The organism is Mesorhizobium sp. L103C119B0 (assembly GCF_000502235.1).
Classification (GTDB): domain Bacteria; phylum Pseudomonadota; class Alphaproteobacteria; order Rhizobiales; family Rhizobiaceae; genus Mesorhizobium.
Genome location: NZ_AYXE01000028.1, coordinates 1 through 13,679 on the forward strand (window position 1 = coordinate 1; position 13,679 = coordinate 13,679).

Genomic DNA, 13,679 nt, shown 5'->3' on the forward strand with positions numbered 1-13,679 from the left:
CACCCCCCTCTGGCCTGCCGGCCATCTCCCCCGCAAGGGGGGAGATCGGATTTCGCGTCGGCTTTCGCCGATCACCGGCGTAGTCTGCGCAACGTGGAAAATCGCTCCTCATGAGGGGCATCCATGACCCTGCGTTTCGACAAGCTCGGCGTGGTTATCGCGGCGATCGTTGCCTATGCGGCGTTTCTGGCCCCGTTCGCCACCTTCCGCGCCAATCGTATCGTTCCCGGTCAGGCGCGCTCGATCCTCGAGGCGCTGCCGGCCACAGTCGGGCCGCTGCTGCTGGCGGTCGTCGTCGTGGCCGCAATTGTTGCGTTGCTGAAAACCCCGCTTGTCCTGCGCCTGGCTGCAAGCGTCGTGGCGCTCGCCGCCCTTGCCATCCTGATCGGTGTCGCCGGCACCTTCCTGATGCCGGCCGGCAACACCTTCGCCCGCATCTCGCCGGCTTCCGGCTTCTGGCTGTTGATCTTTGCCTTCACATTGTTGCTCGCCGACGTGCTGACCAGGCTCAACCTGTCGCCACCGGCCCGCATCGGCGTGCTCGTCCTCGCGGCGCTGGCCATCGGCTTGTTGCTGATATCGGGGCAGTGGGACAGCCTGTCGATCCTCAAGGAATATGCAAACCGCGCCGATAGTTTCTGGGCCGAAGGCTCCAAGCACATCACACTGGCGCTGGGGTCGCTGGCGGCGGCGGTGATCGTCGGCCTGCCGCTCGGCATTCTATGCCATCGCGTCGAACGGTTGCGCGCCGGTGTGCTCAACGTGCTCAACATCGTCCAGACCATACCCTCGATCGCGCTGTTCGGCCTGCTGATCGCACCGCTCGGCTGGGTCGCCACCCATGTTCCGGGTGCCGCAGCGCTCGGTATCAGAGGCATCGGCACCGCGCCCGCCTTCGTTGCCTTGTTCCTCTATTCGCTGCTGCCGGTGGTGGCCAACACCGTGGTCGGGCTTGCCGGCGTACCCCGCGCGGCCAATGATGCAGCGCGCGGCATGGGCATGACCGATGGCCAGCGCCTGTTCGGCATCGAGTTTCCGTTGGCCTTTCCGGTGATCCTCACCGGCATCCGCATCGTGCTGGTGCAGAACATCGGCCTGGCCACCATCGCCGCACTGATCGGCGGCGGCGGCTTTGGCGTCTTCGTCTTCCAGGGCGTCGGCCAGACCGCAATGGACCTGGTGCTGCTCGGCGCCGTGCCGACGGTGGCGCTGGCCTTCGCCGCGGCCATCATCCTCGACGCAGTGATCGAAATGACCGCCACTAGGCGCAGGGTTGAAACGGCATGATCGAGATCGAAGGCATTACCAAGCGCTATGACGCGACGACCGTGGTCGACGACGTGTCCATGGTCGTCGAGCCGCGCACGGTTTGCGTCATTGTCGGTACCTCCGGTTCCGGCAAGACGACGCTGCTGCGAATGATCAACCGGCTGGTCGAGCCGACCGCCGGCGTCATCAAGCTCGACGGCAACGACAACCGCACGCTGCCCGGCTACGAGCTGCGCCGCAGCATCGGCTACGCTATCCAGGGCCACGGCCTGTTCCCGCACCGCACCGTTGCGCAGAACATCGCCACCGTGCCGGTCCTGCTGGGCTGGGACAAGGACCGCATCAAGGCCCGCGTCGATGAGTTGATGACACTCTACCAGCTCGACCCCGAGGCCTATGGCCCGCGCTACCCGCACGAACTGTCCGGCGGGCAACAGCAGCGTGTCGGCGTCGCCCGCGCGCTCGCCGCCGAGCCCAATGTGCTTCTGATGGACGAACCGTTCGGCGCACTCGACCCGATCATCCGCACCAAGGCGCAGGAGGACCTGCTGGCAATCCAGAAGCGCTTCGGCACCACCATCATCCTCGTCACCCACGACATGGAGGAGGCGGTCCATATGGGCGACAAGATCGCCGTCATGGATGCCGGAAAGCTGGTGCAATACGCCAAGCCGGAAGAGATCCTGGCGCGGCCGGCGAACGCCTTCGTCGAAACCCTGGTCGGCGCCAGCGAAAAGCCGTTCCGGCTCTTGTCGCTCGGCCGCGTGCGCGAGGCCGTGGAAAAGGGGACTGCCGAAGGCGAGGCGATCCCAGGCGACGCCAGCCAGCGCGACGCGCTGGCCGAGCTTCTGTGGTCCGGCCGGCCGGCGCTGCCGGTCAAGGGCGAAGACGGCAAGCCTCTCGGCCGCGTCACCGTCGACGGGCTGGTGAAGCGCGCGGCGAGACCGGCATGAAAGGGGCCGGTCTAAAAGCCTGGCTGCCTTCGCTGCTCAGGCTTGCCCTGGTGGTGCTTCTCATAGCCTTCGTCACCAATCCCGGCTGGTTCGAGCCGCTGTTGAAGCCGCTGACCGAAAACAATGCGCCGGCGATCTACAATCAGGGCAGCCTGCTGACGCTGACCCTGGTGCATCTCAGGACCGTGCTGATCGCTACCGTCGCCGCAACCATCGTTGCCGTGGCGCTTGCCATCCTGGTGACCAGGCCGGCGGGCGCCGAATTCCTGCCGCTGTCGCGCAGTCTGGTCAATATCGGCCAGACCTTTCCGCCGGTGGCGGTGCTGGCGCTGGCGGTGCCCGCCGTCGGTTTCGGCGAGAAGCCGACGCTGATTGCGCTGTTTCTCTACGGCCTGCTGCCGATCTTCGAGAACGCGCTGACCGGCCTCACGACGCTGCAGGGCAACATCATGGAGGCCGCGCGCGGCGCCGGCATGACCGGCTGGCAAAGGCTGATCAAGGTTGAATTGCCGCTGAGTGCGCCGATCATTCTGGGCGGCATAAGGCTGTCGGTGGTGATCAGCCTGGCCACGGCGACGATCGGTTCGACGGTTGCCGCCAAGACGCTGGGCGAGGTGATCATCGCCGGCCTGCTGTCCAACAATCTCGCCTTCGTCCTGCAAGGCGGCCTGATCGTCGCGGCGCTGGCGGTGCTGATCTATGACGGACTGTCCGCCATCGAGCGCTACACGGCGCGCAAGATGGGGCAGGAGACTGGCGACTGACCTTCGCTGGACTGCGGGCAAAGCATTGACCGACGCAGCGTCATTTCAACCGATCTAATAGCAAGGCATCGGCCACGGGAATGTTGTGGCCTAAACCTTTTGGCTGAAAGCGGGGCAAAAACCGAACAATATCTTGACGTTCCGAGCCCTGTTTCGCATACACCGCTGCGAAGGACGGATTCCGCCTAGGCTTTCCGCTCCCCGCACCAACGGCCCAGGGAGGGGTTCTTTTGGGCCATCAATCGAGGAAAATTCGGCAATGACCATCATTTCTGCCGTCATCGCCTGCGGCTTGCTTTCAATCCTTTACGCCATCTGGGCGACACGATCGGTTCTTGCAGCCGATCAGGGCAACGCACGCATGCAGGAAATCTCCGCCGCCATCCGCGAAGGCGCGCAAGCCTATCTGGCGCGCCAGTACACCACCATCGCCATCGTCGGCGTGGTCGTGCTCGTGCTCGCCTGGTGGCTGCTCTCGATCACCGCCGCGGTCGGCTTCCTGATCGGCGCCGTGCTTTCGGGCGCCGCCGGTTTCATCGGCATGCACGTCTCGGTGCGCGCCAATGTGCGCACCGCGCAGGCGGCGTCCAACAGCCTCGCCGCCGGTCTCGACATCGCCTTCAAGTCGGGCGCCATCACCGGTATGCTGGTGGCTGGCCTGGCGCTGCTCGGCGTGTCGATTTACTACTATATTCTGACCGGCCCGATGGGCCTGCAGCCCAATGACCGCATCGTCATCGATGCGCTGGTTTCGCTCGGCTTCGGCGCTTCGCTGATCTCGATCTTCGCCCGTCTGGGCGGCGGCATCTTCACCAAGGGCGCCGACGTCGGCGGCGATCTCGTGGGCAAGGTCGAAGCCGGTATTCCCGAAGACGATCCGCGCAACCCGGCCACCATCGCCGACAATGTCGGCGATAATGTCGGTGATTGCGCCGGCATGGCCGCCGACCTCTTCGAGACCTATGCGGTGACCGTCGTTGCCACCATGGTGCTGGCTGCCATCTTCTTCGGCGGAACCGCCGCTCTGGGTGCGGCGATGCTCTATCCGCTCGCCATCTGCGGCGCCTGTATCCTGACCTCGATCGTCGGCACCTTCTTCGTCAAGCTCGGTTCCAACGGCTCGATCATGGGCGCCCTCTACAAAGGCCTGATCGTCACCGGCCTGCTGTCGATCGTCGGTCTCGGCGTCGCTACCTCGGCAACCGTCGGCTGGGGCGAGGTCGGCACCGTCGCCGGCATGACCATCATCGGCAAGAACCTGTTCATCTGCGGCCTGATCGGTCTCGTTGTGACCGGTCTTATCGTGGTGATCACCGAATACTATACCGGCACCAACAAGCGCCCGGTGAACTCCATCGCCCAGGCCTCGGTGACCGGTCACGGCACCAACGTCATCCAGGGACTTGCGGTGTCGCTCGAATCGACCGCACTGCCGGCAATCGTCATCGTCGGCGGCATCATCTCGACCTACCAGCTCGCCGGCCTGTTCGGGACGGCGATCGCGGTCACCACCATGCTCGGCCTTGCCGGCATGATCGTCGCCCTCGACGCCTTCGGCCCGGTCACCGACAATGCCGGCGGCATTGCCGAAATGGCCGGCCTGCCCAAGGAAGTGCGCCACTCCACCGACGCGCTCGACGCGGTCGGCAACACCACCAAGGCGGTGACCAAGGGCTATGCCATCGGTTCGGCCGGCCTCGGCGCGCTGGTGCTGTTTGCGGCCTATTCGAACGATTTGAAGTTCTTTGCCGCCAATGGCGACAAATATCCATACTTCCAGGGCATGGGCGATGTCTCCTTCGACCTCTCCAATCCGTATGTTGTCGCCGGCCTGATCTTTGGCGGCCTGATCCCGTACCTGTTCGGCGGCATCGCCATGACGGCGGTCGGCCGCGCGGCGGGCGCCATCGTCGAGGAGGTGCGCAAGCAGTTCCGCGAGGACCCGGGCATCATGGCCGGCACCTCCAAGCCGAACTATGCCCGCGCCGTCGACCTTCTGACCAAGGCGGCGATCCGCGAAATGATCATCCCCTCGCTGCTGCCGGTGCTGGCGCCGCTCGTCGTCTATTTCGGCGTGCAGCTGATCTCGGGCTCCAAGGCGTCCGCCTTTGCGGCACTCGGCGCCTCGTTGCTCGGCGTCATCGTCAACGGCCTGTTCGTCGCCATCTCGATGACTTCGGGCGGCGGCGCCTGGGACAATGCCAAGAAGTCGTTCGAGGACGGTTTTGTCGACAAGGACGGCGTCAAGCACCTCAAGGGGTCCGAAGCGCACAAGGCTTCGGTCACCGGCGACACGGTTGGCGATCCCTACAAGGACACCGCCGGCCCGGCGGTCAACCCGGCAATCAAGATCACCAACATCGTGGCGCTTCTGCTGCTGGCCGTGCTCGCGCACGGCTAAGGCAACGCCACTGCTTCAGGAACAAACCCGCGGGAGCGATCCCGCGGGTTTTTGTTTGAGATTTACGCTGGTGGCAGTCAACCCTCATCCGGCTCGGTGCCGGCATCGCCGCGCTTGCTGTAGCGATCGAGCAATTCGCTCACGCCAGGTTCGCGCTCAGGCATCGGCGCCAGGCCACGCAGGCGCCGCAGCTTGGCAAGGAAGGCGCCTCGCTTATACTTGCGGCGGAAGGCGCGGGCGCGGGGATGGATGCCAAGAGCCGCCATCAGCCTGCGCCTGAGATAACTCGATGCCGCCAGGCGAATGGGTTCGCCCGCGCAGCCAAGGATTTTCACGCGCAAGGCGTCCGGCGTCTGCATGGCGTCCAGAAGATCCTTCTGTTCCTGCGCATTGTCGCCGAGATAGGAACCCTTGCGTATGCCGGAATGCAGCTTGATCACCGTGAGGTGCGGCATCGTCGCGATCACCGCGCCCTTTCGCCATGCCCGAAACAGCCAGTCCTGCGAGCTTTCGCAAAAGCACTGGCTGGCGGGTCGCCAAGGTCCGAGCAGGCTGAACGAAGCGCGGCGAAACATGTGTGCTGAGCCAAATCCTTCCGTCGTGACGGGGTCGTAAAAACCATCCTTGCCGATCCCGAAGATCGAATTGACAGGATTGCCGGCCGCCGACGGCGGCTGGATGACGGCACCGCGCGCCAGCACCACGTCGGCGCCCGAGGCGTCGATCCAGCCGGTCATCGCCGCCAAATGGTCGGGAAACCACAGATCGTCGTGGTTGAGCAAGGCGACGAAGCGGCCACGCGCCCTGGCAAAGCCGATATTGTTGGGACCGGACTGTTCGCCGAAATTGACAGGAAGATCGATGTAGACGATGCGGGCATCGCCAAATTCAGCGACAACGGCCGCCGTATCCGGCCTGCAATCGTCGCCGATGACCAAGGCTTCCCAGCCTTGCAACGTCTGGCGCATGACGCTGGTCAATGCCTGCCGCAGTGCTGCCGGCCGGTTGTGCGTCGCGATCACGATCGAAACCAGCGGTTCGCCGCCGGCCTGATCGCGCTGCGCCGATGCTTCCACGCTACACCAGTCTGTAGGGAATGTGGTCGGTGTCTGGCGGCAGGCGCCAATGGTCGGGCTGATCGTAGGCATAGGCCTTGTCGACGAGGTTGAGCAGCACCGCCGTCTCCGCTCCGAGCGAAACAACACCGTGCCATATTCCGGGTGGAATGATGACGACCGCCGGGCGCAACGGGCCGATAATCTTGTGCCAGACGGCGCCGAAGGTCGGCGAGGCCTTGCGTCCGTCAAACAGCGAAATGCGAACGCTGCCGACGCAGCAGAACAGCCGGTCGGTGGTCACCGCGTGTGCATGCCAGCCCGTCACCGCGCCGGCATACAAGGTGCGTTGGAAGACCTGGCCGACCGGCTCCGAATCGAGCTCCCACTCCTCGCGAAAGATCTCGGTCAGATAGCCGGTGGAGGTTGCGACCGGCCTGATCTCCTTGACCCTCACGCCATCGATCGCCACCGGCTCGATGGGTATCCAGTCAGGCGTGACCACCTGGCCGTCAGCCGTTCCGGTCGCCATCCAGCCTGTCGGTTTTGTCCGGGTTTTTTCCGGCACGGATGCTCCTCCCAATTCAGCGTGATGCGCCATTGGCCAGCACGGTCTGATACGAATTTGACCGGTCGCTGGCAAGTACGCGTCAAGGTTTGCTGATAGGTTTCGATCTCACGGCACTTGATGTTTCCGACGCAATCGGAGGGCCGCATTGCCCAAAACATCGTTCCATCCTACCCAAGCCCGGACCGTTCGCCTGCTTTAATACCCCGGTCATTGGCCAGGACATTGCGATCGACGCGGTGTCGGGCTCGCCTCTGCGGCGATTTTGGCCAGGGAAACGACATTCGGGCAGGGAAAAGACATGGACATTTTCTTGATGGCGGCTTCGCTTGCGCTGGCTGGAATTATTGCCGGCATCTACGTCTCGGGCGTAATCCACGATTTTCGCATCGATGATCTTACCGCCGGCCAGTACATGGCCATGCATCAGATGCGCGACCGGACGTTTACCCGGGTGATGCCGTTCGTCAGGCTGACGACGCTGGTGCTGATCGCGGCGATGGCGATGTTTGCGGTCGATGCCGGCCTGCCGCGCATCCTGACCATCGTCGCCGCGGCGCTGGTGGTGATCGACATTGGCTTCACCGTCAGCCGTCAGGTGCCGCTCAACAAACAGGTGCAGAGCTGGACGTCGGTGACCATCCCCGATGATTGGGCGCAGACGCGCGACAGCTGGGCGGCCAACCACAATTTGCGCCTTGTGCTTGGACTGGCCGAATACGCCTGCCTGTTTGCCGCGGTCATCCTGACGCTCAGCCGGTGATTCAGTTTTTGCGGAACGCCGCGGCATGGGTCGGCACTTCTGCCGGCCGCCGCCGTTGAAAACAGGAGTATTGCCATGCTGCATCACGCTTCATTCAACGCCCGCGATCCGCAGGCCGTCGCCAGCGTCCTTGCCGAAATGCTTGTCGCCACCGCGGTTCGTGCGCCGTCGCCGCCATTTCCTGAGGGGGCATGGTTTGTCTGCCTCGGCGACGATTTCGGCTCGCTGATCGAAATCCTGCCGTGCGGCACGGTTCTGGACCAGCAAGCGCCGCTCGGCATCGGCTTCGACCCGAACATGCGCCTGCGCTCCGGCTCGCATGTGCTGCTCAGCACGCCCAATTCGACCGAAACCATCCAGGGCATTGCCGCCCGCATGGGCTGGCATAGCGAGCTGATCGATGCCCGCCTGTTCAAGGTGCTCAAGGTCTGGGTCGAGGACGAAACTGGTCGAATTCCTGACGCCCGAGATCGCACCGCTATACCGCGCGACATTCGCCTGGGGCGGCATGGCGACACTCGACGCCAAGCTGCGCGAGCTGGAGAGCCAGATGGCGGCAGCGCTTGCCGCCAAGGCGGCGAACCAGTCGGGCCGCAAGGATGAGCAACTGGCCGATACGATGAGTCCGTGAGCCCCGACGCCTTCCGATGAGAGCTCCTGGACGGCCGCCGAGGTCAACCGGCGCCGGTGTTGTCGCCGGCTTCCGCCTTCAGCCAGTTGATGAACGATCTGGCAGGCTCCCAGGCGGAGATGGACGGGTGGACGACGACGTAGTGGTTCCAGTTCGTCGGTATGTCCGTCGTCAGGAGGCGGACGAGCCTGCCGGTCCGCAAATCGCTCTCGACCAGCGACTTCCTCGCGATAGCGACGCCCAGACCGCTCGCCGCCGCTTCGACCGCCAACAAGGTGCCATTCAGATTCATGCCGTCGCCAACCGTATCCAGCGGCAGATTGTTTCTCTCGAACCAGTGGCGCCAATTGGCGCCGCTCTCGTCATTTTCGGCCGTCGTGTCGAGGATGCGGAACAGTCGCAGCACATCGTGCTGGTCTCTGACCGGGCCGTTGGCGGCGAGATAGTCGGGACTGACGACAGGAAAGATCGCATCTGCCATCAGCCATTCGGTCTCGACGGCCGGATAGTGTCCGCCGCCGAAACGCAATGCGATGTCGACTGTTCGCTGCGAAAGGTCGACGACTGCAAGATCCGCATTGATGTCGATCTCTGTTTCGGGATGCTTTTTGCGAAACCTGTGCAGGCGCGGGGCCAGCCAGCGTACGGCATGCGAAGGAATGGCAGTGACCCTCAGCCTCGTGCGCTCGTTGCGCGCGACACTCGCGACCGTGCTCTGGATTTCCAGCAATGCGCGTCGCACGCCCGCGGACAATCGTTCGCCTTCAAGCGTTAGTTCGACGCGGCGGACATGGCGGGTGAACAGAAGCACGCCGAGATCGGCTTCGAGATCGGCGATGCGGTGGCTGAGCGCGCTTGGCGTAACATTCAGCTCATCGCCGGCGCGCTTGAAGCTGCCCAGCCGGGCAATGACCTCGAAAGCACGAATGGATTCCAGTTGTGGAAGCCGTCTTGTCATTTGCCGTTACCCGATCCTGCCCCTGGGTTTCTTAGCATGAATGAACTAAGCTCATCCATAGCTTCGTAAATAGTCTTTTGTCCAAGTGCGCAAATCATTGTAGCCATCCACTGCCCCCCGATTGCCGCCGTCGGAATGAGAGGCCGTTCATGGAACGAGCCTCGACTACGAACGACAGTGAAATGAAGACAATCGCTTGGGAGTACCCCATGACTATTCGACCCCCCGAGTTTGCGTATGCGCGCTTTTCGACCGCCATGTGGCCGCGAGCGGAATGGCGAAACGTCTATTGCGACCTGTTGCGCCGGATGGTGACCGACATGGATTTTAACGTCACGGAGGAAAAGCTCTCCGTCGACGCGACCATCCTGCGGCTGCCGGGCGTCGGCATTGCCGATTCGAGGACCACCNGGACCACCGCCTTCCGCACCATCCGTTCCCGCGCCATGGCCAAGGGGACCGATGATTACATTTTCTTCATGTGTCTGGAGGGCGCTGCCACCTTCTCGCATCTCGGCCGCGAGGCCAGCATCGAGGCCGGCCAGGCAATCCTTCTGTCCTCCTCTGATCCGCATGTGATCGAGCGGGCGATGTCGCATCATCTCTTCATCACCATCCCCAAGGCAGCCCTCGGGCCCATGGCTGCGAATGCGGATGCCGCCCTGATGACGCCGATGTCATGCGTGGGCGAAAAGTTCTTGCTGCTGACCAGCTATGTCCGTCTGCTGATGCAGGAGCCGAACCTGGCCGCATCCGAATTGCGCTGGCTTGCCGCCAAACACATACAGGACCTTGTCGCGGTCGTGGTCGGGGCAACGCAGGACGCCACTGAGGTCGCCGCAGGCCGCGGCATACGCGCCGCGCGGCTGCGCGCCATCAAAGCCGATATCGAAAGCAATCTGGCTTCCGGCGATGTCGGGTCCGACGCGCTGGCCGGGCGCCACCGCGTCAGCGCGCGCTATATCAGAAAGCTGTTCGAGGGTGAGGGTACCTCGCTGTCGCAGTTCGTGCTTGGCCGGCGGCTGGCGCTGGTTTGCAGCAAGCTATCCGACCTGCGCCTGGCACACCGCACCATCGGCGCCATCGCCTTCGACGCCGGCTTCGGCGATCTCTCGACCTTCAACCACGCCTTCCGCCGGCATTTCGGCATGACGCCTTCGGAAGCGCGGCAGAGTGCGGCTGTGCACCGCGCCTCGCTGGAGCCCGGCGGCCGAACAGGCCACGCGCGGCAAAGCGCGACGGGTGTTGCGGCCGCATGACCTCAAAACAAAAGCCCGCAGGATCGCTCCCGCGGGCTTTTGGTCGCCTGAGATGGTGTCGCTTCGGGGGAAGCAAAAATCTGAGGAAGGCGGTCGCTTCTTAGGCGCCGCCGCCAGGAATGGGGGGCGCCAGCTTGCTGGCGCCCTTGATGATCTGGCTGAGGAAGTTCTGGTCCTTGCCGCCGGTCGGCGTGGTGCGCGAGATGAAGTCGAAAATCTTGCCGTCCTTCAGACCGTAATTGGCAATCTGGGTGACGCGCCCGTCCTCGCCAAAATAGACCGCGAGCACTTTCTGGTCGACCAGGCGCGGCTTGTCGAAAGCGACATAGCGCTTGCGCGTCTGCGAAATGTAATAGAACGCCTCATTGTCGAAGGTGGCTTTCGTCGATGGCGTGCCGAGCGCCAGAAGCACCTGTTCGCGGCTGGAGCCCACCGGCACCGAATCGACCGCCTGCTGGTCGATAACATAGCCCTGCGTCAGCGTCTCGCTAGGGTTAAGGTCGCCGAACATCTTGGACGAATTGCAGCCCGACAGCGCGGAAGCCACCAGCACCAGCGAAACCGCGGCGGTGGCCCCAGGCAGAAAAGTCGACTTGAATTTCAGCGCGCGCAACAACAACTCCATTAGCTGGCCGCAACTTGCGCTGGGCGGCAAAACCGGTAAACCAGCTTGCTTGCCGATGCAACAAGGCCCATTCAAACAATCGGTCCCCAGGAGACCACCCTCAATGTTCCAGCGCCTTTTTGGCCGCGAACGCAACGCCAACCGCGCTATCACCGAGGCGCTTTACGCACAAATCGTGGCGGCGGCGCGGCAGACCGTGTTTTATTCCCACTGGAATGTGCCGGATACGCCGCTCGGCCGTTTCGAGATGCTGTCGCTGCATATGTTCCTGTTTCAGCACCGGCTCCGCGGCGAAGAGGGCGTCGCGCATGAGGTCGCGCAGGTGCTGATCGACGAGTTCTTTCTCGATGTCGAGCATTCGCTGCGGGAACTGGGCGTTGGCGATGTCGGCGTGCCCAAGCGCATGAAGAGGCTGGCCAAAATGTTCTACGGCCGTACCGCCGCCTATGACGACGCGCTGGAACGCAGCGACCGCGACGCGCTTGCTGCCGCCCTGGCGCGCAATGTCAGGCCCGATGCCGGCGCCTGGCCGCAAGCCTTGCCGCTGGCGTCCTATGTAATCGATGCCGCAAGGCAGCTTGAAGCACAGCCGTCCGAATTGATCGTTTCCGGTGCCGTGGCGTTTCCCGTCGCGAAAGCGGAGTGAGGAGGGGAGACCAAGATGAAACATGTGGACACGCCTAGCCCGGTCTCATTCGCGGCCAATGTCGGCCGCCTGCCGCACAAAGGTTTGCAGGTGGTGATCGACGCCGACGCCGCGCAGCGCGCAATGCTTGCGCGCGAGCACGAGCTGCTTTCGGTCGAAAACTACCGTGCTGAGCTTTTGGTGGCGCCGTGGAAGCGCAATGGCGTCAAAGTCAGCGGCCGCGTTGAGGCTGATATCACCCAGGCCTGCATCGTCACCCTTGAGCCGGTCGCGGCCCATATCGACGAGGAGGTCGAGGCGCTGTTCCTGCCGGAGCAATCCAAGCTCGGACGGCAAGGGTTCGAAGGCGGCGGCGAGATCCTGCTCGACGCCGAAGGGCCGGACAGCCCGGAAACTTTCTCCGGCGACACGATCGACGTCGGCGCGCTCGCCGAACAGTTCTTCGGGCTGGCGATCGATCCCTATCCGCGCAAGGCAGGCGCCTCGCTCGATGCCGCCGGCCCGAACGAGCCCGTCGAGAATGAATTCCAGCAAAAGCTGCGATCCTTGCTTGGAAAATCCTAAAACACGAAGCGATCGGAGAAAAGCCGGTTGTGCGGCAGCCCAAAACCGCTATTTTCGCCGAACCTTCGCGAGCCCCTGAATTTCGCGAGTTTCGTATTTCTTTCGCGGGCCATGTGCCCTGGCCCAAGCTAGTGAGATAAAGAAAGCGTGATCAGGATTTCCATCGATGCCATGGGTGGCGATCACGGGCCAAACGTGGTCATCCCGGCACTCATGACGGTCGCCGTCAGGCGTCCCGACATCCGCTTCGTCATCTATGGGCGCGAGGAATTGGTGCGCCCCGAACTCGCCAAATTCCCCAAACTGGCCGAGGTCAGCGAGTTCCACCATTGCGAAGTCGCGGTCAGGATGGATGACAAGCCGAGCCAGGCGCTGCGCCACGGCCGCTGGAAGTCGTCGATGTGGAAGGCTGTCGAAGCAGTCAAGAGTGGCAGCGCGCAGGCCTGCATTTCGGCCGGCAATACCGGCGCGCTGATGGCGATGTCGAAATTCTGCCTGCGCACGATGGCGACCATCGATCGTCCGGCGATCGCGGCGATCTGGCCCACGATGCGCGGCGAGAGCGTGGTGCTGGATGTCGGCGCCACCATCGGCGCCGATGCGCACCAGCTGATCGACTTTGCCATTCTCGGCACCGGCATGGCGCGCTCGGTGTTCGGCATCGACCGGCCGAAAGTCGGCCTGCTCAATGTCGGCGTCGAGGAGATCAAGGGACAGGAAGAGGTCAAGGAAGCCGGGCGCATGCTGCGCGAGGCCAACATGGCCTCGATGAATTATCATGGCTTCGTCGAGGGTGACGACATCGGCAAGGGCACGGTCGACGTGGTCGTCACCGAAGGCTTTGCCGGCAACATCGCGCTCAAGACGGCAGAAGGCACTGTGCGCCAGATCTCAGGCTATCTGCGCGCCGCGATGAACCGCACGCTGATGGCCAGGATCGGCTATGTCTTCGCCAAGGGCGCTTTTGACCGCCTGCGCGAAAAGCTCGATCCGGGCCGCTCCAATGGCGGTGTTTTCCTGGGTCTGAACGGCATCGTGGTAAAGAGCCATGGCGGCGCCGATTCGGACGGTTTCGCGGCGGCCATCGAGCTTGGCTACGACATGGTGCGCAACAATCTGATCGACCGCATCGAGGCCGATCTCGACCTGTTCCATGCGCGCAACCCGCATGCCCAGGCAAACAGGAAATCCGACGCCACCGTCGACGAAAAGGAATAGGAAAG

Annotated in this window: 14 protein-coding genes; 10 read left to right on the forward strand and 4 right to left on the reverse strand. The window is 63.5% G+C overall.

What is annotated here, in order from left to right; translation table 11 throughout:
- Window positions 1-123: 123 nt before the first annotated feature.
- From X728_RS138440 to X728_RS138425, 4 genes are all read left to right on the forward strand, one after another.
- Window positions 124-1,287: an ABC transporter permease gene (locus tag X728_RS138440; protein WP_023833078.1), complete on the forward strand. Its 1,164-nt coding sequence runs from the start codon at window positions 124-126 to the stop codon at window positions 1,285-1,287.
- Window positions 1,284-2,222 carry an ABC transporter ATP-binding protein gene (locus X728_RS138435; protein ID WP_023833079.1) on the forward strand — a complete coding sequence of 313 codons (939 nt, stop codon included), beginning with the start codon at window positions 1,284-1,286 and terminating at the stop codon, window positions 2,220-2,222. The genes X728_RS138440 and X728_RS138435 overlap by 4 nt, the downstream gene beginning before the upstream one ends.
- The gene (locus X728_RS138430; protein ID WP_023833080.1) at window positions 2,219-2,986 is read left to right on the forward strand and encodes an ABC transporter permease; all 768 of its coding nucleotides are present in this window, start codon (window positions 2,219-2,221) and stop codon (window positions 2,984-2,986) included. The genes X728_RS138435 and X728_RS138430 overlap by 4 nt, the downstream gene beginning before the upstream one ends.
- Before the next feature lie 259 nt (window positions 2,987-3,245).
- Complete coding sequence (locus X728_RS138425; protein WP_023689501.1) at window positions 3,246-5,387, forward strand: sodium-translocating pyrophosphatase; 2,142 nt, start codon at window positions 3,246-3,248, stop codon at window positions 5,385-5,387.
- Window positions 5,388-5,464: 77 nt separating this feature from the next.
- Here the strand turns inward: X728_RS138425 and X728_RS138420 are convergent, their stop codons facing one another.
- Both X728_RS138420 and X728_RS138415 read right to left on the reverse strand, forming a co-directional pair.
- On the reverse strand, window positions 5,465-6,463 hold the full coding sequence (locus X728_RS138420; protein WP_023833081.1) for a glycosyltransferase family 2 protein: 999 nt from the start codon (window positions 6,461-6,463) through the stop codon (window positions 5,465-5,467).
- Between the two features lies 1 nt (window position 6,464).
- Entirely contained in the window at window positions 6,465-7,010 is a 546-nt protein-coding gene (locus X728_RS138415; protein WP_245259899.1) for a dTDP-4-dehydrorhamnose 3,5-epimerase family protein, read from the reverse strand.
- 301 nt (window positions 7,011-7,311) lie between these two features.
- Between X728_RS138415 and X728_RS138410 the strand changes: the two genes are divergently transcribed.
- Both X728_RS138410 and X728_RS138405 read left to right on the forward strand, forming a co-directional pair.
- A complete protein-coding gene (locus X728_RS138410) occupies window positions 7,312-7,773 on the forward strand; it encodes a DUF1772 domain-containing protein (protein ID WP_023833082.1) in 462 nt (153 codons plus the stop codon).
- 75 nt (window positions 7,774-7,848) lie between these two features.
- Window positions 7,849-8,376, forward strand: a complete 528-nt coding sequence (locus X728_RS138405; protein WP_023700545.1) for a hypothetical protein — start codon at window positions 7,849-7,851, stop codon at window positions 8,374-8,376.
- Window positions 8,377-8,447: 71 nt separating this feature from the next.
- Here X728_RS138405 and X728_RS138400 read toward each other — a convergent pair whose 3' ends face one another.
- Complete coding sequence (locus X728_RS138400; protein ID WP_023700544.1) at window positions 8,448-9,362, reverse strand: LysR substrate-binding domain-containing protein; 915 nt, start codon at window positions 9,360-9,362, stop codon at window positions 8,448-8,450.
- 209 nt (window positions 9,363-9,571) lie between these two features.
- Here X728_RS138400 and X728_RS0136370 point away from each other — a divergent pair, with 209 nt between their 5' ends.
- Window positions 9,572-10,621, forward strand: coding sequence for a helix-turn-helix domain-containing protein (locus X728_RS0136370; protein ID WP_196815117.1), 1,050 nt, complete (start codon window positions 9,572-9,574; stop codon window positions 10,619-10,621).
- Between the two features lie 100 nt (window positions 10,622-10,721).
- Here X728_RS0136370 and X728_RS138395 read toward each other — a convergent pair whose 3' ends face one another.
- Window positions 10,722-11,234, reverse strand: a complete 513-nt coding sequence (locus X728_RS138395; RefSeq protein ID WP_023669368.1) for an outer membrane protein assembly factor BamE — start codon at window positions 11,232-11,234, stop codon at window positions 10,722-10,724.
- A 115-nt stretch (window positions 11,235-11,349) separates the two neighbouring features.
- Here X728_RS138395 and X728_RS138390 point away from each other — a divergent pair, with 115 nt between their 5' ends.
- From X728_RS138390 to plsX, 3 genes are all read left to right on the forward strand, one after another.
- Window positions 11,350-11,892 (forward strand): ubiquinol-cytochrome C chaperone family protein, encoded by a 543-nt coding sequence (locus X728_RS138390; protein ID WP_023833084.1) that lies wholly within the window; start codon window positions 11,350-11,352, stop codon window positions 11,890-11,892.
- Window positions 11,893-11,907: 15 nt separating this feature from the next.
- On the forward strand, window positions 11,908-12,456 hold the full coding sequence (locus X728_RS138385) for a DUF177 domain-containing protein (protein ID WP_023715400.1): 549 nt from the start codon (window positions 11,908-11,910) through the stop codon (window positions 12,454-12,456).
- Window positions 12,457-12,603: 147 nt separating this feature from the next.
- On the forward strand, window positions 12,604-13,674 hold the full coding sequence (plsX, locus tag X728_RS138380) for a phosphate acyltransferase PlsX (protein WP_023669372.1): 1,071 nt from the start codon (window positions 12,604-12,606) through the stop codon (window positions 13,672-13,674).
- Window positions 13,675-13,679: the final 5 nt, after the last annotated feature.